Below are 21,135 nucleotides of genomic sequence, written 5' to 3' on the forward strand. Positions count from 1 at the left end.
CATCTTTCTTCGCAAGGGGTAACCAACATGGACGCCATCATCAAGCAACTCGAACAGAACAAAGACCAAATCCACGCCTGGTTTGAGCACATGCACAGCCATCCCGAGCTGTCGATGCAGGAAGCCAACACCGCCAGGTACATTGAAGACACCCTACGCAGCTTCGGCGAATACGACGTGCAAGCCGGTATCGGCAAATACGGTATCGTCGCCACCCTGAAAGTGGGTGACGGCGACCAGGCCATCGGCATTCGCGCCGACTTCGACGCCCTGCCCATTCAGGAAAGCAACAAGCTGCACTACTGCTCCAAGACCTCGGGCGTCTCTCACCTGTGCGGTCACGACGGTCATGCCACCATGCTGCTGGCGGCGGCCAAGTACCTGGCGCAAACCAAGAACTTCAACGGCACCCTGCGGCTGTTTTTTCAGCCGGCGGAAGAAACCATGCAGGGCGCTCCGGCCATGATTGCAGACGGTTTGTTTGAACGCTTCCCGGTGGATGCCGTGTTCGCCATGCACAATATGCCGGGGCTGGAGCAGGGCAAGCTGTACTTTACCGAGGGCAACGTGATGTCGGCGGTGGACAACTGGGAAGTGGTGCTCACCGGCAAGGGCGGCCATGGTGCCTTTCCCGAGCTGGCCATCGATCCGGTGGTAGCCGGATCTTCCCTGGTGATGGCCATTCAGTCGGTGGTGGCGCGCAACGTCTCCCCGGCCCACAGTGCCGTGGTCACCATCGGTGCCTTCCAGGCCGGTGAGGCGGGCAATGTTATCGCCCACAGCGCCACCCTGCGCATGTCCATCCGCACCACCACCGACGAAGACCGCACCCTGGTGCTGACCAACCTGCGCCGTCTGATCCAGCAACAGGCCGAGTCCTTTGGCTGCACCGCCGAGATCCGCGAAGGCCAGCCGGGCGCCGTGCTGGTTAATGATCCGCAAGAAACCCGCAAGGCCGCGCAAATTGCCCGGGAAGCCTTCGGTGAGGAAAATGTGTTTGAGGACGGCCCCACCTACCTGGCCTCCGAAGACTTTGCCTTTATGCTGCAAAAGTGCAAGGGCACCTACTGCTTCCTCGGCAATGGCGACAGCAAGTTCGTGCATCACCCGGAATATGTGTTTAACCGGGATATTCTGCCGGTGGGAGCCGCTTACTGGGTCGCCCTCACCGAGGGATATCTGAGGTAACATCCGGCTTACCGTCTGGGCGGTGCCATCCTGGCCGCTCAACGTAAAAAAGCCCGCCGGCAGGTATGCTTTACCCGAGGTTCTTGTTACTTTCCCCGGGTCAGGCATGCCTGCCTTTTTATGGCACAGCCGGCTGCGCTACCATGGTGGCGAGGCCACGTTGGCGCTCATGCCGCCCCCACTGCACAGGAGATCCCCATGCTGTTACTGCTGGTCGAAGACGATCTGGCCCTGGGTAACGCCCTGCTCAAACTGCTCCGCCCTCACTACCGGGTAGAGTGGGTCAGAACCCTGGTGGCAGCAAAGCAGCATCTGGCGGCCAGCGATGCGGATCTGATCCTGCTCGATCTCGGGCTGCCGGACGGCGACGGCCTGCACTGGCTGCAACAGTTGCGCCGCCAGCACTATGCCCGACCGGTGCTGATCCTCTCGGCCCGGGATCAGCTGGATGACCGGGTACAGGGGCTGGACACCGGCGCCGACGACTACCTGGTCAAGCCCTTTGAGCCCGACGAGCTGCTGGCCCGCATTCGAGTGCTGCTGCGCCGTGGTGCCGGCTCGGCCAGCCCGGTAATCGCCATGGGAGCGCTGGAATACGCTCCGCACACCGACGCCTTTACCCTGTCCGGTAAAGGGCTTGCCCTGTCCCCCATGGAGCACCGGCTGCTGCAGACCCTGATCATGGCCAAAGGTCAGGTAGTGGCCCGGGAGCGGCTGCTGCAGCAATGGTACGGCACCGGCAACGGCGGCGATTCCAACACCCTGGACGTGCACATTCATGCCCTGCGCAAACAGCTCGGACGAGAACGTATTGTCACCGTGCGCGGCCAGGGCTACCGGCTGGTGGCCTTGTGAGGCTGCGTCTCACCCACCTGGCCCTGACCCTGGCCCTGGCCATAGTGCTGGGCTCCGGCCTGGGCATCTACCTGACCTACCAGGCGGCCGATCAGGAGTTCCGGGATCTGCTTGATGAGGATCTGGAGCAGCAGACGGAATTGCTGGCCCGGCTGATGGCGGCCAGCCCCGGCGCCCTCTCCGACACCGAGCTGCGTGCGCTGCTCTCCCGCACCTTCAGGCACGACGATGAAGAAACCCTGCTGGTCACCATCACGGATCTGCAGACACGCCGTCAGCTCAGCAACCTGGACATGGCACAATGGCCGTCCGACACCAACAAAGGCCGGGTGACCCTGCAGTTTGATGGTCATGACTGGAGTGGCCGGCAGTACCGGCACGAACACATCCTGGTCCAGTTGCTGCGACGGGACGATTTGTACCGGGAGCTGCAGGGAGACATCGCCGAAGACATCATCACCCCGGCGCTGGCCAGCAGCGGCCTCACCCTGCTGCTGCTGGCCGCCCTGGTCGGTCTGGTGCTGTGGCCCCTCTCCCGCCTGATCCGCCAGCTGGAACAGCGCTCGGCCCAGGATCTGTCGCCCCTCAAACCAGAGTCGCCACTGCGGGAAGTGGCGGTGGTCAGCGAGCGCATCAACCAGCTGATGACCGATATCGCGGAAGTGCTGGAACGCGAACGGCGGTTTGCCGGGGAGCTGGTCCATGAATTGCGCACGCCCCTGACCACCCTCAAACTGGAGCTGGCCTGCGAGGAACCGGACTTGCCGGCCATTAGCGCCGAAGTGGAGCGCATGGCCCGGGTGGTGGAACAACTGCTGCTGCTGGTGCGTCTTGATCAGGGCCGCTGGCACCACAGCTTTGCCCGCCAGCCGCTCAGGCCGATACTGGCGGCGGTGCTGGAGCGCTTTGGCCGGCGATTGCCCCCGGAGCAACGGCTGCTGAGCAGCCAGCTGGCCGACCTCGAGGCCAGGGTCGAGCCCACCCTGCTGGGCATCCTGCTCGACAACCTGCTCAGCAACACCCGCCGCCACTGCCCCGCCGGCACCGCCGTGACCGTGAGCCTTCGGCGCGAGCACAATGAGGTGGTACTGGAGGTCACCGACACCGGCCCCGGCATTTCCCCGCCGCTGCGCGCCAGCATGGGCCAGGGCCATACCCGCCTTGACAGCAAAAGCCAGGGGCTGGGGCTGGGGCTGGCCATCTGTCACCAGATTGCCCGGGCCCATGGCGGCCGACTCACCTTTCTGGCCCGGGAGGATGGGGCCCCGGGGCTGCGGGTTCGTCTGGCCATTCCTTTTTAAGGTTACGTTAAGGTTGCTTCACTATCATTGCCCTTGTCCCAATAACAACGGAGCATGAGACCATGAACAAGCCTTTTAGCCTGACCCTGGCAGCCGTCACCCTTACCCTGCTTTCCGGCACTGCCCTGGCTGCCACCGGCGGCTTCAGCGGCCCGGATCGTACCGAACAGGTCAGCGTGTCCCAGGCGCTGGAACTTGGCGATGACAGCCAGGTTCGCCTGACCGGCGTGATCACCGAATCCCTGGGCGACGAGAAATACCGCTTTCAGGATGACAGCGGCAGCCTGGTGGTGGAGATCGACAATGAAGACTGGCAGGGCGTCGAAGCCACGCCCGATACCCGGCTGATATTGTGGGGAGAAATCGACAAGGACTGGAACGAAACCGAGCTGGACGTGGACAGGGTCGAGCTGGCGCCCTGAACCAAGGATGAGCCCAACAAAAAAAGCCGAAGGCAGGGCCTTCGGCTTTTTTACGCGCCTCGATCAGGCGTTGCCCTGTACCTTCATTTTCAAGGCTTTGGCAAAGTTGAGCATGCGCTCCAGCGGGATCATGGCCTTGACCCGGGTGGCTTCATCCACGTGAATTTCGTGAGTTTCACCACCGTCCTTCAGGGCGTCACGAATGGCCACCAGGCCGTTCATCGCCATCCAGGGGCAGTGGGCACAGCTGCGGCAGGTGGCACCGTTGCCGCCGGTGGGGGCTTCCACCATTTCCTTGTCGGGGCAGGCCTGCTGCATCTTGTAGAAAATGCCCTTGTCGGTGGCCACGATCAGCTTTTTGTGGGGCAGGTCTTTGGCGGCCTGGATCAGCTGACTGGTGGAGCCCACCGCGTCCGCCAGCTCCACCACCGACTGGGGCGACTCCGGATGCACCAGCACGGCAGCATCGGGGTTCTGGGCCTTGAGTTCCTTCAGGGCCTTGGCACGAAACTCGTCGTGGACGATGCAGGCGCCCTGCCAGCGCAGCATTTCACAACCGGTCTGCTTTTCGATATAGGCACCCAGGTGACGGTCCGGTGCCCAGATGATCTTGTGGCCTTCGCTGTCGAGGTGCTCGACGATTTCCAGCGCAATGCTGGAGGTCACCACCCAGTCGGCCCGGGCCTTGACCGCCGCCGAGGTATTGGCATACACCACCACGGTGTGATCGGGATGGGCATCGCAAAAGGCAGCAAATTCATCGGCCGGGCAGCCCAGATCCAGGGAGCATTCCGCTTCCAGGGTGGGCATCAGCACGGTTTTTTCCGGGCTCAGGATCTTGGAGGTCTCGCCCATAAAGCGCACCCCGGCCACGATCAGGGTTTGTGCCTCGTGCTCCTTGCCAAAACGGGCCATTTCCAGGGAGTCGGCCACACAGCCGCCGGTTTCCTCGGCCAGCGCCTGGATTTCAGGATCGGTGTAATAGTGCGCCACCAGCACCGCATTGCGGGCTTTCAGCAGGGTCTTGATTTCATCCTTCAGCGCTCGCTGCTGCTCCGCGCTGAGCGGGGCCGGCTTGGCAGGAAAAGGATAGTCAAATTCGACAATATCAACAGCTTCAGTCATGGCGGTGTGCCGGTGCTCCATCCAGATAACATACTGGCGCCATTATACCGCCGAACACGGGGCAACCCAAATTTACGTTAACAACAGGAAGCAGCAGGACGTGGAATACTGAAGGGGAATGGGAAAAACTGGTGGGTCGTGCAGGATTCGAACCTGCGACCAATTGATTAAAAGTCAACTGCTCTACCAACTGAGCTAACGACCCGTATAAACGGAAGCTTATTCATTCGGAATAAGCTGAGCTAACGACCCGTATAAACGGAAGCTTATTCATTCGGAATAAGTGGTGGACGCTACTGGGATCGAACCAGTGACCCCCTCCTTGTAAGGGAGGTGCTCTCCCGGCTGAGCTAAGCGTCCGGGAATCTGGTGGGTCGTGCAGGATTCGAACCTGCGACCAATTGATTAAAAGTCAACTGCTCTACCAACTGAGCTAACGACCCGAATTGTGTCACTTTCCTCGGAAAGTGGTGGGTGATACTGGGCTCGAACCAGTGACCCCCTCCTTGTAAGGGAGGTGCTCTCCCAGCTGAGCTAATCACCCTGGGTGCACTTTTAAGAAAGTACTAAAACTGGTGGACGCTACTGGGATCGAACCAGTGACCCCCTCCTTGTAAGGGAGGTGCTCTCCCGGCTGAGCTAAGCGTCCGGGAACTGGTGGGTCGTGCAGGATTCGAACCTGCGACCAATTGATTAAAAGTCAACTGCTCTACCAACTGAGCTAACGACCCGAATTGTGTCACTTTCCTCGGAAAGTGGTGGGTGATACTGGGCTCGAACCAGTGACCCCCTCCTTGTAAGGGAGGTGCTCTCCCAGCTGAGCTAATCACCCTGGGTGCACTTTTAGCAAAAGTACCAAAACTGGTGGACGCTACTGGGATCGAACCAGTGACCCCCTCCTTGTAAGGGAGGTGCTCTCCCGGCTGAGCTAAGCGTCCGGGAATCTGGTGGGTCGTGCAGGATTCGAACCTGCGACCAATTGATTAAAAGTCAACTGCTCTACCAACTGAGCTAACGACCCGAATTGTGTCACTTTCCTCGGAAAGTGGTGGGTGATACTGGGCTCGAACCAGTGACCCCCTCCTTGTAAGGGAGGTGCTCTCCCAGCTGAGCTAATCACCCTGGGTGCACTTTTAAGAAAGTACCAAAACTGGTGGACGCTACTGGGATCGAACCAGTGACCCCCTCCTTGTAAGGGAGGTGCTCTCCCGGCTGAGCTAAGCGTCCGGGAATCTGGTGGGTCGTGCAGGATTCGAACCTGCGACCAATTGATTAAAAGTCAACTGCTCTACCAACTGAGCTAACGACCCGTGCTGGTGGGTGGCTGCTGCCCCCTGCCAACGGCGGCCTATATTACGGATTTAATTGTGTGACGCAACAGCTAAATTATCATTTTATTTCGTTTGCTCAAGGAACAAGCGACTCTCACAAAATTCCGCCAATCCGCCGTTTATTTCATCGCATCCAGGTTTTCCTGTGCCAGCCGCGCGGCACTGCTGCCAGCGTATTCGCTCAGTACCTGCTCAAAATGTTGTCGGGCCTGACCGTCGTCTTTTTGCTCCCGGGCAATCAGCCCCAGCTTGAGCAGGGAATCCGCCCGCTTGTTGGACTTGGGATACGCCTCCACCACCCGGGCAAACTGGGCCTTGGACTGATCAAAGCGCTTTTGGGCATACAGCAGCTGTCCCAGCCAGTAGTGGGCATTGGGCACATAGGTGGACTGGGGGTACTGGGTAATGAAACGGGCAAAGGCCGGAATGGCGGCGTTGTAGTCCTTGTCCTGCAACACCAGGTTCACCGCCCTGTCGTAGGTGGCCTGCTCATCGCCGGCGGGCTCGGGATCGGGAGTGGCCTGACTGGACGCAGCCCGGCTGGCCGCCGGGGCCGGCTCAGCAGCGCTTGCCGGCGCCTCCGATGCCCCCCTGGGAGACGAGGCGGCTTCCTGCTGGGCCGCCAGCATGCTGCGCTGGCGCTCTATCACCTGCTCCAGCCGGTAGCTCTGCTCTTCCAGCAGGCCACGCAATTCGCTCAGCTCCTGCTGCATGGCATTGAGCTGACGTTGTTGATCGATCTGCGCCTGGCTGCGGGCACTGAAGCCCCGCTCCAGCTCGGCCAGGCGCTCATTGACGGAGCCGCTGCCACCCACACTGGCCACCGGGGCCTGGGCCCAGCTGGCGGTGGATAAAACAGCGGCCATCGAAATGGCCGCGAATTTAATCATCATGTAACCGGATCAGTCCTTAGTAAACCAGTACCGCGCGGCGGTTTTTGGCAAAACCGTCTTCGCTGCGGGACGTATCAATCGGCTTTTCCTCGCCGTAGCTGACGATGGCCAGCTGAGAGCCGCTCACACCCAGGCTTTGCAGGTAGCTGGTAACCGCCTTGGCACGACGCTCGCCCAGGGCGATGTTGTACTCGGGAGTACCGCGCTCATCGGCATGACCTTCCACCAGAATGCTCACATTGGGGTTGGAACGCAGGAAACTGGCATGGGCTTCCAGCACCTGAGCATAGTGGCCGGTTACTTCGTCCCGGTCGAACTCGAAGTAGATCACGTTTTCACGACGCAGGGCTTCGTATTGCTGACGCATCTGCTCTTCGGCGGACAAGGCGCCTCCGGTCTGGGCACCACCAGTCTGAACGCCACCGTCCTGGTAGCTGCCGTCAGCGCCGGACATGGTGTCGGAGTCGCCGGTGGAGCTACATGCAGCCAGGGTCAACATGGGAAGTGCTACCGCCAGACTCTGAAGCAGTTTTTTCATTTGCATGGTTTTTCCTTAGAAAAAGCAATTTTTAGTTTAGAAACGGTGACCACGCCGGTGAGCGGACATCGCCGCTGCGCGCCGGCAGCCTGGCCTTGAAACGACCATCCATCGATACCAGGGACAGCACCTGCCGGCCCTGATAGGTGGTACTGTAGATGATCATGGTGCCGTTGGGCGCCGGGCTCGGAGACTCATCCAGCTGTGTTTCGGTCAACACCTGCAGATAGCCTCCGTCCAGCTCCTGTCGGGCAATCCGGTATTGCCCCTGGGAGCGGCTGACCAGCACCATGTTCTGACCGTCTGCCGTGACCCGGGGGCCCAGATTCATGTCTCCCTCAAAGGTCACGCGGCGGGCATTGCCGCTGCCCGGCTCGGTGCGGTAGACCTGTGGCCGGCCGCCCCGTTCGGAGACAAAATAAATACTTTTTCCGTCCGCCGACCAGGTCGGCTCGGTGTCGATTGTGCGGTTATTGGTCACCCGGGTCAACTGGCCACTGGCCAGAGTGAGTACATAAACCTCGGGCTGACCATCCCGGGACAGCACCAGCGCCAGCCGGCTGCCGTCGGGGGACCAGGCGGGGGCGCCATTGATGCCAGGCTGGGAGCTCACCACCCGGCGTTGCTGGCTGTAAATATCCTGCACCACAATCTCGGCCTTCTTGTTTTCAAAGGACACATAAGCCAGTTTACGGCCGTCCGGCGACCAGGCCGGCGACATCAGCGGCTCCCGGGAGCGCAGCAGCACCTGCTCGTTGAAGCCGTCGTAATCGGCGATCATCAGCTGGTACGGATACTGGGCACCGTGCTGCACGTTAACGTAGGCGATGCGGGTAAGAAACGCGCCCTTGATGCCGGTCAGCTTCTCAAACACGATGTCGGCAATACGGTGAGCGTACTGGCGCAACTGGGCGGCGGGCACGGTGGCACTGCGGCTTTCCAGCAGCTGGGCGCCGTTACCGCCGAGCACGTCGGCCAGCTCAAAGCTGATGCGATACTGGTTGTTGCCCGCCGGCGCAATGCTGCCCACCACCACGGCTTCCGCCTGGCGCGAACGCCACAGCATGGGGTCCAGCTGATCGGCCCGGGACACCCGCTGGGGCAGCGCATTGCGGTCCAGCGGCCGGAACATGCCGCTGTTGCGCAGATCGTTGGCAATCACCTCGGACAGCTCCTGGGGGGCGGCGCCACCGCCGGTCCATTCAAAGGGTACCACCGCCACCGGCCGGGCACTGTCTATGCCGCCGGTGATCACTATGTCCAGCGCCGCCTGGGCTCGTCCTGCCAGCATCAGCAGCGGCAGCCATAACCACAACCATCGTTTTGTCATCATCAAAGCCTCGGTATCAGGGTCAAATTCAGATTTTGCAGCTGTTTGTTCACGTCCGGATCCTTGGGCATGGGCAGGGTTCCGGTTTTGCGAATGGCCAACTCCGCCGAGCGGCAGACCTCTGCATCGCCCTGCCCCTGCCCTATGGTCAGAATAAGGCCATCGGGCGCCACCCGCACGTTAATGCGACACTGCTTGCCCACCATGGTCGGCCCCACCAGCCAGTTGCGCTGAATGGCGGCGATGATCATGCCGGTGTAGCGATCCACTTCCGCGGCCGAGGCAGCGGACGACGCGCCTCCCGCCGAGCCGCCGCCCATCAGGGCTTCCAGATCCTTCATCGCCTGCTCGGCTTCCGCTTTTTTCTTGGCTTCCGCCGCCTTGCGGGCCGCTTCGGCTTCCGCCTGTTTCTTGGCCTCTGCCGCCTTGCGCTCGGCCTCGGCCTTCTTCTTCGCTTCCTCGGCCTTGCGCGCCGCCTCGGCTTCCGCCTGCTTCTTGGCTTCCGCCACCTTGCGTGCCGCCTCGGCCTTCTTCTTCGCTTCCTCGGCCTTGCGGGCCGCCTCGGCTTCCGCCTGTTTCTTCGCTTCTGCCGCCTTGCGTGCCGCCTCGGCCTCCGCCTGTTTCTTGGCTTCCGCCGCCTTGCGCGCCGCCTCGGCTTCCGCCTGCTTCTTGGCTTCTGCCGCCTTGCGCACTGCCTCGGCTTCCGCCTGTTTCTTCGCTTCCGCCGCCTTCTGCGCCGCTTCGGCTTCCGCCTGCTTTCTGGCCTCTTCCGCACGGCGGGCGGCTTCGGCCTGACGTTGCTGCTCCAGCACCTGTTGACGCTCCGCTTCGGCCTTGGCCTGCTGCTCGGCCACGGCCTTTTGCTGCTCGGCCTGGCGCGCCGCTTCGGCGGTGGCGGCTTGCTCCGCCGCCTGTCGTTCGGCTTCCTCGGCGGCCTTTTGCGCGGCCTCGGCTTTCGCCTGGGCCGCGGCCTGCTCGGCGTCGCGGTTTGCCTGCATTTCCGCCAGCCGCTCGGCCTGGGCCGCCACCATGCCGTCGTCGATCATGGTGGCTTCAATAATGGACGCCGCCTGGGTCGGCCGCTTGGGCGTGTTGAAGTTGACCCCCACCAGCAGTATCACGCCGATCAGTACATGCAGCCCCAGCGAAATCACCAGCGCCTTGCGAATGCCCCCGCTCTGGTTATCAAACACGCCTTATTGCTCCGGTTGGGTCATCAGGCCCACGCTGGGCACACCGGCCGCCTTGAGGGTCGCCATCAGCTGGATCACCGCGTCGTAGCGCACATTGGCATCGCCCTGCACCACCACGGGGGCCTTGGGATTGGCCGCCAGTTTTTCCTGCACCATCTCGGCCAGGGCCAGCAAGTCCACCGCCTCGTCCCGGCTTTCACCCACGTCGAGGAAATAACGGCCTTCCGCATCCACCGAGGCCACCAGCGGGGTGTCGCTGTCTTCCGGCAGCAGCTCCGCCTCGGCCTGGGGCAGATCCACTTTTACGCCCTGAGTAATCACCGGCGCCGTGGCCATGAAGATGATCAGCAGCACCAGCATGACGTCGATATAGGGCACCACGTTGATTTCGGCCACGCGTTTGCGCCGCTTGCGCTGATAGCTCTGCATTACTGGTTACCCGTGGTCACTTGCCGGTTGAGAATGGTGGAAAACTCATCCATGAAGTTGGCCAGGTGGTTTTCCAGCCGCTCGACCTGATAACTGAAACGGTTGTAGGCGATCACCGCCGGAATGGCGGCAAACAGGCCCATGGCGGTAGCGATCAAGGCTTCGGCGATGCCCGGGGCCACCATGGCCAGGGTGGCCTGCTTGATTTCCGACAGGGCGATAAAGGCATTCATAATACCCCAGACGGTACCGAACAGACCGATATAGGGGCTGATGGAGCCGATGGTCGCCAGTACCGATAGATTGGTTTCCAGACGGTCCACTTCCCGGGACAGGGCCACACGCATGGTGCGGTAGGTGCCTTCCAGTATGGTTTCCTGAGGCCGGCCCTGCTTTTGCAGACGCACAAACTCGCGAAAACCGGCGTGAAAGATCTGCTCCATGCCGGCCAGGCTGTCGCGCCGGGCGTTGGACTCGTGATAGAGCCGGCTGAGATCGGCACCGGACCAGAACCGGTCTTCAAACTTGTCGGCGTCGGCCCGGGCGGAGGTGAGCACCCGGCGGCGATTGATGATCAGCGCCCAGGACAGCACCGACATGCCCACCAGCCCCAGCATCACCAGTTTGACCAGCAGGCTGGCCTGCAGAAAAAGACCTATAAACGAGATTTCAGCGTGCACCCGACAATACCCCCATCAACGGCTCAGGAATGGCAAAAGGTTTCATTTTGGCGATGTCGACGCAGGCGATGACCACTTCGCCCCTCACCAGAGAAAGGCCCGCATCATCCAGAATTTCCTGCTCAAACACAATAGAGGCACGTTTGAGCATTTTCACCGTGACGGTGACTTTTAATGCATCATTGAACCGGGCCGCCCGGCGCAGATCCATCTCGACCCGGCGCACCACAAAGGCGATCCCCTTGTCGAGCAGGCCATCCTGCTCTATCCCTAAGTGCCGCAGCCACTCGGTACGGGCTCTTTCCATGAATTTCAGATAATTGGCGTTGTAAACGATACCGCCGGCATCGGTATCTTCGTAGTAGATACGCACCGGCCAGTGAAACGGCGTGTGTGACATGCAAATCCCGGGGATCCGGCCAAAAAAGATGGAATTACTATACCCAAGTCGGCGCCGCGAAAGAAGAAGGCCGCGACAGGGCACGACACTGGATGACCCTGCTCCCCTTCGGGAGAGCTGGAAGTTCTGAGCTGGAAGCTGGAAGTGGAGTTGATTGGTGATGCTGTGCTGTGTCTGCAGGAGCGGAGTTCTTTGTGAAATCGTCCGAGCGACGGTGTGTTTGTAGGCGCCGCTTTAGCTGGCGCAACCAAACCGGCGACGCCTGTAATAAAGGACTGCTGCGCAGCCCCTGCCAGCTAAAGCGGCAGCTACCTGCCGTCAGGCTTCAGGGAGATCGAATCCAAAATGCAGGTAGGCGCGCGGGGTGGCCATGCGACCGCGGGGAGTGCGCTGCAAAAAGCCCTGCTGAATGAGATAAGGCTCAATTACGTCCTCGATGGTTTCCTTTTCCTCGCCAATGGCCGCCGCCAGGTTGTCGAGACCCACCGGGCCGCCCATAAACTTGTCGAGCACCGCCATCAGCAGCTTGCGATCCATATAGTCAAAGCCCTGCTTGTCCACATCCAGCATGTCCAGGGCCTGGGCGGCGATGGCGGCGTCGATGGCGCCACTGCCCTTGACCTCGGCAAAGTCGCGCACCCGGCGCAGCAGGCGATTGGCGATACGCGGCGTGCCCCGGGCGCGGCGGGCCATTTCCAGGGCGCCGTCGTCGTCGATGGTCAGGCCCAGCTTGCCGGCGCTACGGCTGATGATGTGGGCCAGATCCGCCACCTGGTAAAACTCCAGCCGCTGCACGATGCCAAAGCGATCCCGCAGGGGCGAGGTCAGCGAGCCGGCCCGAGTGGTGGCGCCCACCAGGGTAAAGGGCGGCAGTTCCAGCTTGATGGAGCGGGCGGCGGGGCCTTCGCCGATCATGATGTCGAGCTGGTAGTCTTCCATCGCCGGATAGAGAATTTCTTCCACCACCGGGCTCAGCCGGTGAATTTCGTCGATAAAGAGCACATCGCCGGGCTCCAGGTTGGTGAGCATGGCGGCCAAGTCACCGGCCTTTTCCAGTACCGGACCCGAGGTGGTCTTGATGCTCACCCCCATCTCATTGGCGACGATGTTGGCCAATGTGGTCTTGCCAAGCCCCGGCGGGCCGAAGATAAGCAGGTGATCCAGGGCTTCTTCCCGCCGGCGCGCCGCCTCGATGAAGATTTCCATCTGGCCGCGCACATGGTCCTGGCCCCGGTAGTCCGCCAGCGCCTTGGGCCGAATGGCCCGGTCGATGGCTTCCTCTTCCTGCCGCGGGGCCGGGTTGATAAAACGATCCGCTTCTATCATGGCTTATCCCATGCTTTTGAGGGCTTCGCGGATCAGCTGCTCCGCGTCCATGCCGGGTTTGGCAATTTTCTTCATCAGCTGCTCGGCCTGAGCGGCCTTGTAGCCCAGCGCCTGCAACGCGGCCAGGGCTTCGTCCCGAGCACCGTCGCCACCGGCCGACAAGGCCGACTCGGGTGCCGGGTTGAACAGATCGTAGCCGCCAAAGCCCTTGAGCCGGTCGCGCATTTCCACTATCAGGCGCTCGGCGGTTTTCTTGCCCACCCCAGGCAGCTTGACCAGGGCGGTGATCTCGCCCTGCTCTACGTTATGAATAAACTGATCGGCGGTCATGCCCGAAAGAATGGCCAGCGCCAGCTTGGGGCCCACGCCGTTGGTCTTGATCAGCTCCCGAAACAGCGCCCGCTCGGTTTTGGTGTTAAAGCCAAACAACAGCTGGGCGTCTTCCCGCACCACAAAGTGGGTCAATACCGTGGTCGCCTGGCCCACATTGGGCAGCTCATAAAAGCAGCTCATGGGCAGGGTGACTTCATAGCCCACGCCATTGATATCCAGCAGGATCTCCGGGGGCTGTTTTTCGACGATGATACCTTTTAACCGACCTATCACGAAGGCGCTCCGCTAACGTACAAAACTGGGCCAAGAATAATAAATAACTGGATAAATATCCATGTATCAAAGCGGGGATTCAGGCCTGGGCATGAGGGAGACGACGCTTTCCATTCCCGAGTCCCCAATCCCTCATCCCTGATTTCAGCGCAGACGCCCGCGCACGGTGCCGCGCACCTGGCCGGCCATGCCGATCAGGCTCTGGCGGGTGTGGCCGTGGCACAGGGCCACCGCCAATGCGTCGGCGGCATCCGCCTGGGGCGTGCCCGGCAGGCTCAGCAGCCGGACCACCATGTGCTGTACCTGGGTTTTGTCGGCGCCCCCCTGCCCCACCACCGCCTGCTTGATCTGACGGGCGGAATACTCCGCCACCTCCAGTCCGGCATTGGCGGCGGCGACGATGGCCGCGCCCCGGGCCTGGCCCAGCTTCAGCGCCGAGTCGGGGTTGCGGGCCATAAACACCTGCTCGATGGCGAACAGATCCGGGCGAAACTGCAAAATGATCTCGCTGACCCCGTCGTAGATTTTCTTGAGCCGGGGCGCCAGCGCCTCATCGCTCATGCGAATGCAGCCGGAGCCCAGGTACTCCATTTTATTGCCGGTCTGGCGTACCACCCCGTAACCGGTGATGCGCGAGCCGGGATCGATACCGAGAATAATGGACATAGGAAGCAGAGCCAATGGTCACCCCCGCGAAGGCGGGGGTCCAGAGAAAAGGTGTACGGCTCTGCAGACATGGCATCGCCTGCAGAGCCGCACTGGATCTCCGCCTACGCGGAGGTGACATTCCGTCGTTTACAGTTGTTCGGCCAGTTCGTCGGAGATGTCCCCGTTGTGGTACACCTCCTGCACGTCGTCCAGATCTTCGAGCATGTCGAGCAGCCGCAGCAGCTTGGGCGCGGTGTCTTCATCCAGCTCCGACTTGGTGGAGGGGATCATGGTGACTTCGGCGTTGACGGCCTCGAGACCGCTTTCATCAAGGGCATCCTTCACCGTGCCGAACTCGTCCCACTGGGTGTAGACGTCGATGGAGCCGTCGCCGTTCACCACCACGTCGTCGGCACCGGCGTCCAGCGCCGCGTCCATCACGGTTTCCTCGTCCGCCTCGGCGTAAGTGATCACGCCCTTTTTCTCGAACAGGTAGGCCACCGAACCGTCGGTGCCCAGGTTGCCGCCGCTCTTGGAAAAGGCATGGCGTACCTCCGACACGGTGCGATTACGGTTGTCGGTCATGCATTCCACCATCACGGCGGTGCCGCCCGGGCCGTAGCCCTCGTAAACGATGGTTTCCAGCTGCTGGCCGTCGAGCTCGCCGGCGCCGCGCTTCACCGCCCGTTCGACGGTGTCGCGGGTCATGTTGTTGGACAGCGCCTTGTCAATGGCGGCACGCAGCCGGGGGTTGGAAGCCGCATCGGAGCCGCCCTCGCGGGCCGCCGTGGTCAGTTCACGGATTAATTTGGTGAAGATCTTGCCGCGCTTGGCGTCCTGAGCCGCCTTGCGGTGCTTGATATTGGCCCATTTACTGTGACCTGCCATAACTTCAGTCTCCTTTTACTCGCCGTTTATCAGCCTGCCAATGGCGTCCCGGTTGGTCCAGGAGCCGGCTCTGGCGCGAGCCTCCTCAAAGGGCAGCCAGCACTGATCCAGGTGCTCGGTGAGCCGCACGGATTGCGGCTCGGGCAGGCATAAACGAAATTCGTATTCCCAGTTGTGGGTGACCCCCGGGCGGTAGCGGTGCCGCCAGTGGGGGTAAATTTCAAAGCGCACCCGGTGCCCGGTCTCCACCAGTTGCAGGCCGTTGCCCACCACCAGGCCGGTTTCTTCCTCCAGCTCGCGGGCGGCGGCCTGCAGGCGATGCTCGCCGGCTTCCAGGCTGCCGGTCACCGACTGCCAGAAGTCCGGGTTGTCCTTGCGCTGCAGCAGCAGTACCCGATCCGCAGTATGAATGAGGATCAGTACCGACTCCGGATGCTTGTGGGCCATGGCTCAGTCCGCCTTGGGCAACTCGGTGCGAATGGCCAGCTCCGCCAGCGCATCCGGATTGGCCAGGCTGGGCGCATCGGTCAGCAGGCAGGAGGCGGTGGTGGTTTTCGGGAAGGCAATCACGTCCCGAATGTTGTCGGTGCCGGTCAGCAGCATCACCAGGCGGTCCAGGCCAAAGGCCAGGCCGGCATGGGGCGGAGTGCCGTACTTGAGGGCGTCGAGCAGGAAGCCGAACTTCTCCTGCTGCTCCTCGGCATTGATGCCCAGCAGGCGGAATACCGTCTGCTGCATGGCGTTGTCGTGAATACGCACCGAGCCACCGCCCACTTCGTAGCCGTTGATCACCATGTCGTAGGCATTGGCCACGGCGGTCAGCGGGCTGGCTTCCAGCTCGGCGGCAGACAGGTCTTTCGCGGCGGTAAAGGGATGGTGCATGGCGTAGAGCCGACCGTCTTCTTCCTCGAACATGGGGAAGTCCACCACCCACAGCGGTTTCCAGCTGTGCTCGACCAGATCCAGATCCTTGCCGAGCTTCAGGCGCAGGGCGCCCATGGCGTCGGCCACCACCTTGGCGCTGTCGGCACCAAAGAAGATGGCGTCGCCATCCACGGCGCCGGTGCGGCGCAGCAGCTCGGTGACAATGGCGTCGTTCAGGAACTTGGCCACCGGCGACTGAACACCGTCCAGCCCCTTGGCGGCCTCATTCACCTTCAGCCAGGCCAGGCCCTTGGCACCGTAAATGCCCACAAACTTGCCGTATTCATCAATCTGCTTGCGGGAAAGCGCGCCGCCGCCGGGCACGCGCAGCGCGGCCACGCGGCCTTTGGGGTCATTGGCCGGGCCGGCGAACACCTGAAAGTCCACGTCCTTCACCAGATCGGCGACGTCGGTCAGCTCCATGGCAATGCGCAGATCCGGCTTGTCGGAGCCGTAGCGGCGCATGGCCTCGGCATGAGTCATGATCGGGAAGGCCCCCAGATCCACGCCGGCCACGTCCTGCCACAGTTCCCGTACCAGCTGCTCCATTACCTCGCGCACCTGCTCGGCGGTCATGAAGGAAGTTTCCACGTCGATCTGGGTGAATTCGGGCTGGCGGTCGGCGCGCAGATCCTCGTCGCGGAAGCACTTCACAATCTGGTAGTAGCGATCAAAGCCGCTCATCATCAGCAACTGCTTGAACAGCTGGGGCGACTGGGGCAGCGCGTAGAAATAGCCCTTGTGCACCCGGCTCGGCACCAGGTAGTCGCGGGCCCCTTCCGGGGTGGCCTTGGTCAGCATGGGCGTTTCGATGTCGAGGAAACCGTGCTCATCCATAAAGCGGCGCACCCGGCTGGTGACCTGGGCACGGGTTTTCAGGAAACGGGCCTGCTCGGGACGACGCAGGTCCAGATAGCGGTACTTGAGGCGCTGCTCTTCGGAGTTGTTCTGGTTGAAGTCCAGGGGCAGCGGCGCCGCCTTGTTGATGATGGTGAGTTCGTGGGCAAAGATTTCCACCTCGCCGGTGGCCATGTCCTTGTTCACCTGGGACTCGGGGCGCGCACGCACCACACCGGTGATCTGCACGCAGAACTCGGCACGCAGCCCGGATGCCTGGTCGTAGGCCTCGGCCTTGTCGGGATCGAAAAACACCTGAACGATGCCTTCCCGGTCGCGCATGTCGATAAAGATGAGACCGCCCAGATCACGACGACGATGAACCCAGCCACTGAGGGTTACGCTCTGGCCAACCAGGGAGGCGTCTACCTGCCCGCAATAATGAGTGCGCATGGAGTCTTCCTATGATGTGCTTTGGCTGCGGCGCCCGGCCGCAGGCTTGAATTGGTCTGTGAACAGCGCGCTAGTATAATCGGAAACCCGAACAGGGGTAAAATCATGTCTTTAAAGGCGGGAATAGGGAATAGGGACTGGTAAAGGCAAAAACCGCATTCTTCTGGTGCCGATTCCCTATTCCCCAGTCCCTGCTCCCTTGGTTGAAAGGAGAAATATGCCGTTATATCTGGGCCTGAGCCAGTGGTCCCATCCCGGCTGGCCGGGCCATTTGCTGAGCCGGGGGCTGAAAAGTACCGAGCATTTGTCCGACTATGCCCGTGTGTTCAACACCGTGGAAGGCAACACCAGCTTTTACGGCGTGCCCGACACCCAAAGCCTCACCCGCTGGGAGGCCATGACCGGCCCGGACTTTCGCTTCACCTTCAAGTTTCCGTCCACCGTCAGCCACCAGGGCCGCCTGGGCGACAATATCGCCCCGGCGCTGGCCTTTATCGGGCAGCTTGAGCCCCTGCACCACAAGCTGGGCATGCTGATGCTGCAACTGCCCGCCGCCACCGGGCCGGAGCAACTCGACGGCCTGCAGCAGCTGCTTGACGCCCTGCCGCAAGACGTTGAACTCGGCGTGGAAGTACGGCACCCGGCCTTTTTCGCCAAGGGCGAGGCGGAGCGCCGGCTCAACCGGTTGTTGCTGGAGCGGGGTGCCAACCGCATTATCATGGACTCCCGCCCGGTGTTTGCGGTCGCCCCCACCACACCGGCCCTGGCCGATGCTCAGCAAAAGAAACCGAAAGTGCCGGTGCATATCATCAGCACCGGCAAGGCGCCGGTGGTGCGCTTTATCGGCAATCCGGATTTGCCCGCCAACACGCCCTTCTGGCAGCCCTGGCTGCCGCGCCTGCAGAGCTGGCTGAATGAGGGCAAGTCGGTGTACCTGTTTGTGCATACCGCCGACAATATTCAAGCGCCCGTGCTGGCCGCCACCCTCGCCGAGGCACTGGGGGCGCCCCTGCCCGTCTTTCCAGGCCAGGCGCCCGAAGCCCAGGGCAGTCTTTTTTGAGCTGGCCCGTAAGGGGTGAGGTGTGAGGGGAAAAACACTCAAATCCATCCTTCTCCTCCCCCCTCACCCCTCACTTCCCTCACCGCCAGCATAAAAAGAATTTGTCGCACTCAAGGGTGCTCCTCAAGACAACCCATTGCGCTTCTTTTACAATAGCCGCCATTCAGTACGGCAATACGGCCGTCAGCCAGAGTTCAGTATTTACAACACCATGCAAGAAAAAGATCATATTTTCGCCGCGCCCATTGCCCGGCTCGGCGACTTCTGTTTCGACCATAAAGTCGCCGATGTCTTTCCGGACATGATCAAGCGATCCGTGCCCGGTTACTCCAATATCATCTCTGCCATCGGCATGATGACGGCTCGCTTCGCCCAGCCCCATACCCAACTCTATGATCTGGGCTGCTCGCTCGGTGCCGCCACCCAGGAAATGCGCCGTAATCTGGCCCAGCCCGGCTGCCGCATTGTAGCGGTCGACAATTCCGCCGCCATGGTGGAGCGGGCCCGCAATCATCTGGCGGCCTTTCGCTCCGAGGTGGAGGTCGAGCTGCTGGAAGCGGACATCTGTGACCTTCCTATTGAAAATGCGTCCGTGGTGGTGCTCAACTTCACCCTGCAATTTATCGATCCCGCGCAACGCGAGACCTTGCTCAAAAAAATATATGACGGCCTGAATCCGGGCGGCGTGCTGATTTTGAGCGAAAAGTTTGTCAGTGCTGACGACACCGTCAACGAACTGCTGATCGATCTGCACCACGACTTCAAGCGGGCCAATGGCTACAGCGAGCTGGAAATCAGCCAGAAGCGCACGGCACTGGAAAACGTGCTGCGCCCCGACTCGCCGGAGCAACACAAGACACGGCTCAAAGGCATCGGCTTTGCCCATGTCGACCTGTGGTTCCAGTGTTTTAATTTCGGCTCCATGGTGGCCGTCAAATGATCGACTTCAGCGACTTTTACCAGCAGATCGCCAAAAGCCGGCTCAGCCACTGGCTGCACTGCCTGCCCGCCCAGTTGCACGACTGGCAAAAGCAGCACCAGCACGGCGATCTGGCCCGCTGGAGCCGGGCCCTGCGCAAATTGCCGGCCATTCATACCGGCCGCATTGAGCTGACGGACCAGGTCGCCATCGGCCAGCCCGGCGAGGTGTCGGCGGGAGAGCAGAAAAAAATCGAAAGCCTGCTCGGCCAGTTTCATCCCTGGCGCAAGGGGCCGTTCGACGTGCATGGCATTCACATCGACACCGAATGGCGCTCCGACTGGAAATGGGAACGGCTCAAGCCCCATATCAGTCCGCTGAAATACCGCTATGTGCTGGACGTGGGCTGCGGCAGCGGCTATCACCTGTGGCGCATGATGGGCGAAGGGGCCGAAATGGCGGTGGGCATAGACCCCTCCCAGCTGTTTCTGTGCCAGTTCGAAGCCATCAAACATTTCGCCAATGGTTATCAGGGGATTCAGGTATTACCCTTAGGCATAGAAGAACTGCCGGAGCTGCGCGCCTTTGACACCGTGTTTTCCATGGGCGTGCTCTACCACAGGCGCTCGCCCATCGATCATCTGCTGCAGCTCAAGGCCCAGTTGCACGACGGCGGAGAGCTGGTACTGGAAACCCTGGTCATCGACGGTGACGAACATCAGGTGCTGGTGCCCGGCGAACGTTACGGCAAAATGCGCAACGTCTGGTTTATTCCAAGCTCGGCGGCCCTGGTGGGATGGCTCGCCAAGTGCGGCTTTGAACAGATTCGCGTGGTGGACGAAAGCGTCACCACCCTGGACGAACAACGGCGCACCGACTGGATGCGCAACGAATCGCTGGCGGACTTTCTCGATCCGAACGACCCCGGCAAGACCATTGAAGGATACCCGGCTCCCAAGCGCGCCATCATCATCGCCAACAAGCCGGTCGACCCGCAACACAGACCACAAGAGAGTAAAGGATGAACAAAGCGGCCCTGTCATTGCTGATGCCCCTGTTATTGAGCGCCTGCGCCGGCCAGCTCTCCCCCAGCGAGCCCGAGCCCCGGCCCCTGTCCGAGCCCGAGCTGTCGGCGGCGCTGGCCGAGCAGGAAACCCGGCTGACCACCATCATGGAGCAGCAAAACACTCGGCTCAGCAACAATCATCACGCCTTTATGACTGCTCTGCAGCAGGAAATCCGCAACCTGAAAAAGCAGGTGATCGCCACCCCGCCCGCGGCCACCCCGGCCGCGGTCAGCGAGCCCGCCCCCGATAACACCCCCGACAACGAAACCCGGGACGGCAAGCTGATTGTGGGAGAAACCGAAAGTGTGTGGCTGGATGCGGTCAACGACCTGTTTCCCGCCCGCATCGACACCGGCGCCACCACCTCCTCGCTCAGCGCCCAGGACATCACCGAATTCGAGCGCGACGGCACCCCTTGGGTGAGCTTCAACATGGCCCACGAAGGGGTGGATGAAAAGCTGCCGGTGGAAGCCCCCCTGGTGCGTTATGTGCGTATTCGCCAGGCCTCGGCCGAGGAAACCGAACGCCGCCCCGTGGTGGAGCTGACCATGCGCCTTGGCCGGCTGTCGGAAAAAACTGAGTTTACCCTGACCGATCGCTCCCAGATGACCTACCCGGTGCTACTGGGCCGGGAGTTTCTCAAAGACATCGCCGTGGTGGATATTGCCCGCCGTAATGTGCAGGGCAAACCCAAGCGCCCCAACCCCTCCAGCGAGTAAACC

The 21,135-nt window shown here is 61.6% G+C and carries 22 protein-coding genes and 12 tRNA genes; 8 read left to right on the forward strand and 26 right to left on the reverse strand.

Annotated features, from left to right (window positions below):
- Window positions 1-27 precede the first annotated feature (27 nt).
- The 4 genes from GU3_RS12770 (at window position 28) to GU3_RS12785 (ending at window position 3,766) form a co-directional block, all read left to right on the forward strand.
- Window positions 28-1,188: a M20 aminoacylase family protein gene (locus tag GU3_RS12770; protein WP_014292953.1), complete on the forward strand. Its 1,161-nt coding sequence runs from the start codon at window positions 28-30 to the stop codon at window positions 1,186-1,188.
- 198 nt (window positions 1,189-1,386) lie between these two features.
- On the forward strand, window positions 1,387-2,043 hold the full coding sequence (locus GU3_RS12775) for a response regulator (RefSeq protein WP_014292954.1): 657 nt from the start codon (window positions 1,387-1,389) through the stop codon (window positions 2,041-2,043).
- On the forward strand, window positions 2,040-3,344 hold the full coding sequence (locus GU3_RS12780; RefSeq protein WP_014292955.1) for a HAMP domain-containing sensor histidine kinase: 1,305 nt from the start codon (window positions 2,040-2,042) through the stop codon (window positions 3,342-3,344). Before GU3_RS12775 ends, GU3_RS12780 begins: the two co-directional genes overlap by 4 nt.
- Window positions 3,345-3,406: 62 nt before the next feature.
- Window positions 3,407-3,766, forward strand: coding sequence for a NirD/YgiW/YdeI family stress tolerance protein (locus tag GU3_RS12785; protein WP_014292956.1), 360 nt, complete (start codon window positions 3,407-3,409; stop codon window positions 3,764-3,766).
- 63 nt (window positions 3,767-3,829) lie between these two features.
- Here GU3_RS12785 and nadA read toward each other — a convergent pair whose 3' ends face one another.
- The 26 genes from nadA to aspS all read right to left on the reverse strand — a co-directional run bounded on the left by nadA (window position 3,830) and on the right by aspS (window position 17,367).
- Entirely contained in the window at window positions 3,830-4,891 is a 1,062-nt protein-coding gene (nadA, locus tag GU3_RS12790; RefSeq protein WP_014292957.1) for a quinolinate synthase NadA, read from the reverse strand.
- A 129-nt stretch (window positions 4,892-5,020) separates the two neighbouring features.
- Window positions 5,021-5,096: transfer RNA gene (locus tag GU3_RS12795), tRNA-Lys, on the reverse strand.
- Between the two features lie 79 nt (window positions 5,097-5,175).
- Window positions 5,176-5,251 (reverse strand) — tRNA-Val (locus GU3_RS12800).
- Window positions 5,252-5,258: 7 nt separating this feature from the next.
- A tRNA-Lys gene (locus GU3_RS12805) sits at window positions 5,259-5,334 on the reverse strand.
- A 25-nt stretch (window positions 5,335-5,359) separates the two neighbouring features.
- Window positions 5,360-5,435 (reverse strand) — tRNA-Val (locus tag GU3_RS12810).
- Window positions 5,436-5,464: 29 nt separating this feature from the next.
- Window positions 5,465-5,540, reverse strand: a tRNA-Val gene (locus GU3_RS12815).
- Between the two features lie 6 nt (window positions 5,541-5,546).
- A tRNA-Lys gene (locus tag GU3_RS12820) sits at window positions 5,547-5,622 on the reverse strand.
- A 25-nt stretch (window positions 5,623-5,647) separates the two neighbouring features.
- Window positions 5,648-5,723 (reverse strand) — tRNA-Val (locus tag GU3_RS12825).
- 30 nt (window positions 5,724-5,753) lie between these two features.
- Window positions 5,754-5,829: transfer RNA gene (locus GU3_RS12830), tRNA-Val, on the reverse strand.
- A gap of 7 nt (window positions 5,830-5,836) precedes the next feature.
- Window positions 5,837-5,912, reverse strand: a tRNA-Lys gene (locus tag GU3_RS12835).
- A 25-nt stretch (window positions 5,913-5,937) separates the two neighbouring features.
- A tRNA-Val gene (locus GU3_RS12840) sits at window positions 5,938-6,013 on the reverse strand.
- Between the two features lie 29 nt (window positions 6,014-6,042).
- A tRNA-Val gene (locus GU3_RS12845) sits at window positions 6,043-6,118 on the reverse strand.
- Between the two features lie 7 nt (window positions 6,119-6,125).
- A tRNA-Lys gene (locus tag GU3_RS12850) sits at window positions 6,126-6,201 on the reverse strand.
- A 140-nt stretch (window positions 6,202-6,341) separates the two neighbouring features.
- Window positions 6,342-7,115 carry a tol-pal system protein YbgF gene (gene ybgF / locus GU3_RS12855; protein ID WP_014292958.1) on the reverse strand — a complete coding sequence of 258 codons (774 nt, stop codon included), beginning with the start codon at window positions 7,113-7,115 and terminating at the stop codon, window positions 6,342-6,344.
- A gap of 16 nt (window positions 7,116-7,131) precedes the next feature.
- Entirely contained in the window at window positions 7,132-7,659 is a 528-nt protein-coding gene (gene pal / locus GU3_RS12860; protein WP_014292959.1) for a peptidoglycan-associated lipoprotein Pal, read from the reverse strand.
- A 25-nt stretch (window positions 7,660-7,684) separates the two neighbouring features.
- Window positions 7,685-8,983 (reverse strand): Tol-Pal system beta propeller repeat protein TolB, encoded by a 1,299-nt coding sequence (gene tolB / locus GU3_RS12865; RefSeq protein ID WP_041543777.1) that lies wholly within the window; start codon window positions 8,981-8,983, stop codon window positions 7,685-7,687.
- Window positions 8,984-8,985: 2 nt separating this feature from the next.
- Complete coding sequence (gene tolA, locus GU3_RS12870) at window positions 8,986-10,176, reverse strand: cell envelope integrity protein TolA (protein WP_014292961.1); 1,191 nt, start codon at window positions 10,174-10,176, stop codon at window positions 8,986-8,988.
- 3 nt (window positions 10,177-10,179) lie between these two features.
- On the reverse strand, window positions 10,180-10,605 hold the full coding sequence (gene tolR / locus GU3_RS12875; protein ID WP_014292962.1) for a protein TolR: 426 nt from the start codon (window positions 10,603-10,605) through the stop codon (window positions 10,180-10,182).
- Entirely contained in the window at window positions 10,605-11,273 is a 669-nt protein-coding gene (gene tolQ / locus GU3_RS12880; protein WP_305807331.1) for a protein TolQ, read from the reverse strand. Before tolQ ends, tolR begins: the two co-directional genes overlap by 1 nt.
- A 1-nt stretch (window position 11,274) precedes the next feature.
- A complete protein-coding gene (ybgC, locus tag GU3_RS12885) occupies window positions 11,275-11,685 on the reverse strand; it encodes a tol-pal system-associated acyl-CoA thioesterase (RefSeq protein WP_014292964.1) in 411 nt (136 codons plus the stop codon).
- 318 nt (window positions 11,686-12,003) lie between these two features.
- Window positions 12,004-13,011, reverse strand: a complete 1,008-nt coding sequence (ruvB, locus tag GU3_RS12890) for a Holliday junction branch migration DNA helicase RuvB (protein WP_014292965.1) — start codon at window positions 13,009-13,011, stop codon at window positions 12,004-12,006.
- A gap of 3 nt (window positions 13,012-13,014) precedes the next feature.
- Complete coding sequence (gene ruvA, locus GU3_RS12895) at window positions 13,015-13,617, reverse strand: Holliday junction branch migration protein RuvA (protein WP_014292966.1); 603 nt, start codon at window positions 13,615-13,617, stop codon at window positions 13,015-13,017.
- 144 nt (window positions 13,618-13,761) lie between these two features.
- The gene (gene ruvC, locus GU3_RS12900; RefSeq protein WP_014292967.1) at window positions 13,762-14,283 is read right to left on the reverse strand and encodes a crossover junction endodeoxyribonuclease RuvC; all 522 of its coding nucleotides are present in this window, start codon (window positions 14,281-14,283) and stop codon (window positions 13,762-13,764) included.
- 129 nt (window positions 14,284-14,412) lie between these two features.
- Window positions 14,413-15,153 carry a YebC/PmpR family DNA-binding transcriptional regulator gene (locus GU3_RS12905; protein WP_014292968.1) on the reverse strand — a complete coding sequence of 247 codons (741 nt, stop codon included), beginning with the start codon at window positions 15,151-15,153 and terminating at the stop codon, window positions 14,413-14,415.
- Window positions 15,154-15,168: 15 nt separating this feature from the next.
- Entirely contained in the window at window positions 15,169-15,600 is a 432-nt protein-coding gene (nudB, locus tag GU3_RS12910) for a dihydroneopterin triphosphate diphosphatase (protein ID WP_014292969.1), read from the reverse strand.
- A 3-nt stretch (window positions 15,601-15,603) separates the two neighbouring features.
- Entirely contained in the window at window positions 15,604-17,367 is a 1,764-nt protein-coding gene (gene aspS / locus GU3_RS12915) for an aspartate--tRNA ligase (RefSeq protein WP_014292970.1), read from the reverse strand.
- Window positions 17,368-17,584: 217 nt separating this feature from the next.
- Here aspS and GU3_RS12920 point away from each other — a divergent pair, with 217 nt between their 5' ends.
- The 4 genes from GU3_RS12920 (at window position 17,585) to GU3_RS12935 (ending at window position 21,132) form a co-directional block, all read left to right on the forward strand.
- Window positions 17,585-18,427 carry a DUF72 domain-containing protein gene (locus GU3_RS12920; protein ID WP_014292971.1) on the forward strand — a complete coding sequence of 281 codons (843 nt, stop codon included), beginning with the start codon at window positions 17,585-17,587 and terminating at the stop codon, window positions 18,425-18,427.
- A 211-nt stretch (window positions 18,428-18,638) separates the two neighbouring features.
- Window positions 18,639-19,367, forward strand: coding sequence for a carboxy-S-adenosyl-L-methionine synthase CmoA (cmoA, locus tag GU3_RS12925; protein WP_014292972.1), 729 nt, complete (start codon window positions 18,639-18,641; stop codon window positions 19,365-19,367).
- Window positions 19,364-20,371: a tRNA 5-methoxyuridine(34)/uridine 5-oxyacetic acid(34) synthase CmoB gene (gene cmoB, locus GU3_RS12930; RefSeq protein WP_014292973.1), complete on the forward strand. Its 1,008-nt coding sequence runs from the start codon at window positions 19,364-19,366 to the stop codon at window positions 20,369-20,371. The genes cmoA and cmoB overlap by 4 nt, the downstream gene beginning before the upstream one ends.
- Window positions 20,368-21,132 carry an ATP-dependent zinc protease gene (locus tag GU3_RS12935; RefSeq protein WP_014292974.1) on the forward strand — a complete coding sequence of 255 codons (765 nt, stop codon included), beginning with the start codon at window positions 20,368-20,370 and terminating at the stop codon, window positions 21,130-21,132. The genes cmoB and GU3_RS12935 overlap by 4 nt, the downstream gene beginning before the upstream one ends.
- Window positions 21,133-21,135: the final 3 nt, after the last annotated feature.

Origin of the sequence: Oceanimonas sp. GK1 (assembly GCF_000243075.1) — a bacterium.
Taxonomy (GTDB): Bacteria; Pseudomonadota; Gammaproteobacteria; order Enterobacterales; family Aeromonadaceae; genus Oceanimonas.

Bases quoted from the DNA above. Each gene is read 5' to 3' on its own strand.
- cmoA (WP_014292972.1), top strand. From the start codon at position 18,639: ATGCAAGAAAAAGATCATATTTTCGCCGCGCCCATTGCCCGGCTCGGC.
- GU3_RS12775 (WP_014292954.1), top strand. From the start codon at position 1,387: ATGCTGTTACTGCTGGTCGAAGACGATCTGGCCCTGGGTAACGCCCTG.
- GU3_RS12905 (WP_014292968.1), bottom strand. From the start codon at position 15,153: ATGGCAGGTCACAGTAAATGGGCCAATATCAAGCACCGCAAGGCGGCT.
- ruvC (WP_014292967.1), bottom strand. From the start codon at position 14,283: ATGTCCATTATTCTCGGTATCGATCCCGGCTCGCGCATCACCGGTTAC.
- ybgF (WP_014292958.1), bottom strand. From the start codon at position 7,115: ATGATGATTAAATTCGCGGCCATTTCGATGGCCGCTGTTTTATCCACC.
- GU3_RS12770 (WP_014292953.1), top strand. From the start codon at position 28: ATGGACGCCATCATCAAGCAACTCGAACAGAACAAAGACCAAATCCAC.
- nudB (WP_014292969.1), bottom strand. From the start codon at position 15,600: ATGGCCCACAAGCATCCGGAGTCGGTACTGATCCTCATTCATACTGCG.
- GU3_RS12935 (WP_014292974.1), top strand. From the start codon at position 20,368: ATGAACAAAGCGGCCCTGTCATTGCTGATGCCCCTGTTATTGAGCGCC.
- tolB (WP_041543777.1), bottom strand. From the start codon at position 8,983: ATGACAAAACGATGGTTGTGGTTATGGCTGCCGCTGCTGATGCTGGCA.
- GU3_RS12785 (WP_014292956.1), top strand. From the start codon at position 3,407: ATGAACAAGCCTTTTAGCCTGACCCTGGCAGCCGTCACCCTTACCCTG.
- GU3_RS12920 (WP_014292971.1), top strand. From the start codon at position 17,585: ATGCCGTTATATCTGGGCCTGAGCCAGTGGTCCCATCCCGGCTGGCCG.
- ybgC (WP_014292964.1), bottom strand. From the start codon at position 11,685: ATGTCACACACGCCGTTTCACTGGCCGGTGCGTATCTACTACGAAGAT.
- cmoB (WP_014292973.1), top strand. From the start codon at position 19,364: ATGATCGACTTCAGCGACTTTTACCAGCAGATCGCCAAAAGCCGGCTC.
- ruvB (WP_014292965.1), bottom strand. From the start codon at position 13,011: ATGATAGAAGCGGATCGTTTTATCAACCCGGCCCCGCGGCAGGAAGAG.
- pal (WP_014292959.1), bottom strand. From the start codon at position 7,659: ATGCAAATGAAAAAACTGCTTCAGAGTCTGGCGGTAGCACTTCCCATG.
- tolR (WP_014292962.1), bottom strand. From the start codon at position 10,605: ATGCAGAGCTATCAGCGCAAGCGGCGCAAACGCGTGGCCGAAATCAAC.
- aspS (WP_014292970.1), bottom strand. From the start codon at position 17,367: ATGCGCACTCATTATTGCGGGCAGGTAGACGCCTCCCTGGTTGGCCAG.
- nadA (WP_014292957.1), bottom strand. From the start codon at position 4,891: ATGACTGAAGCTGTTGATATTGTCGAATTTGACTATCCTTTTCCTGCC.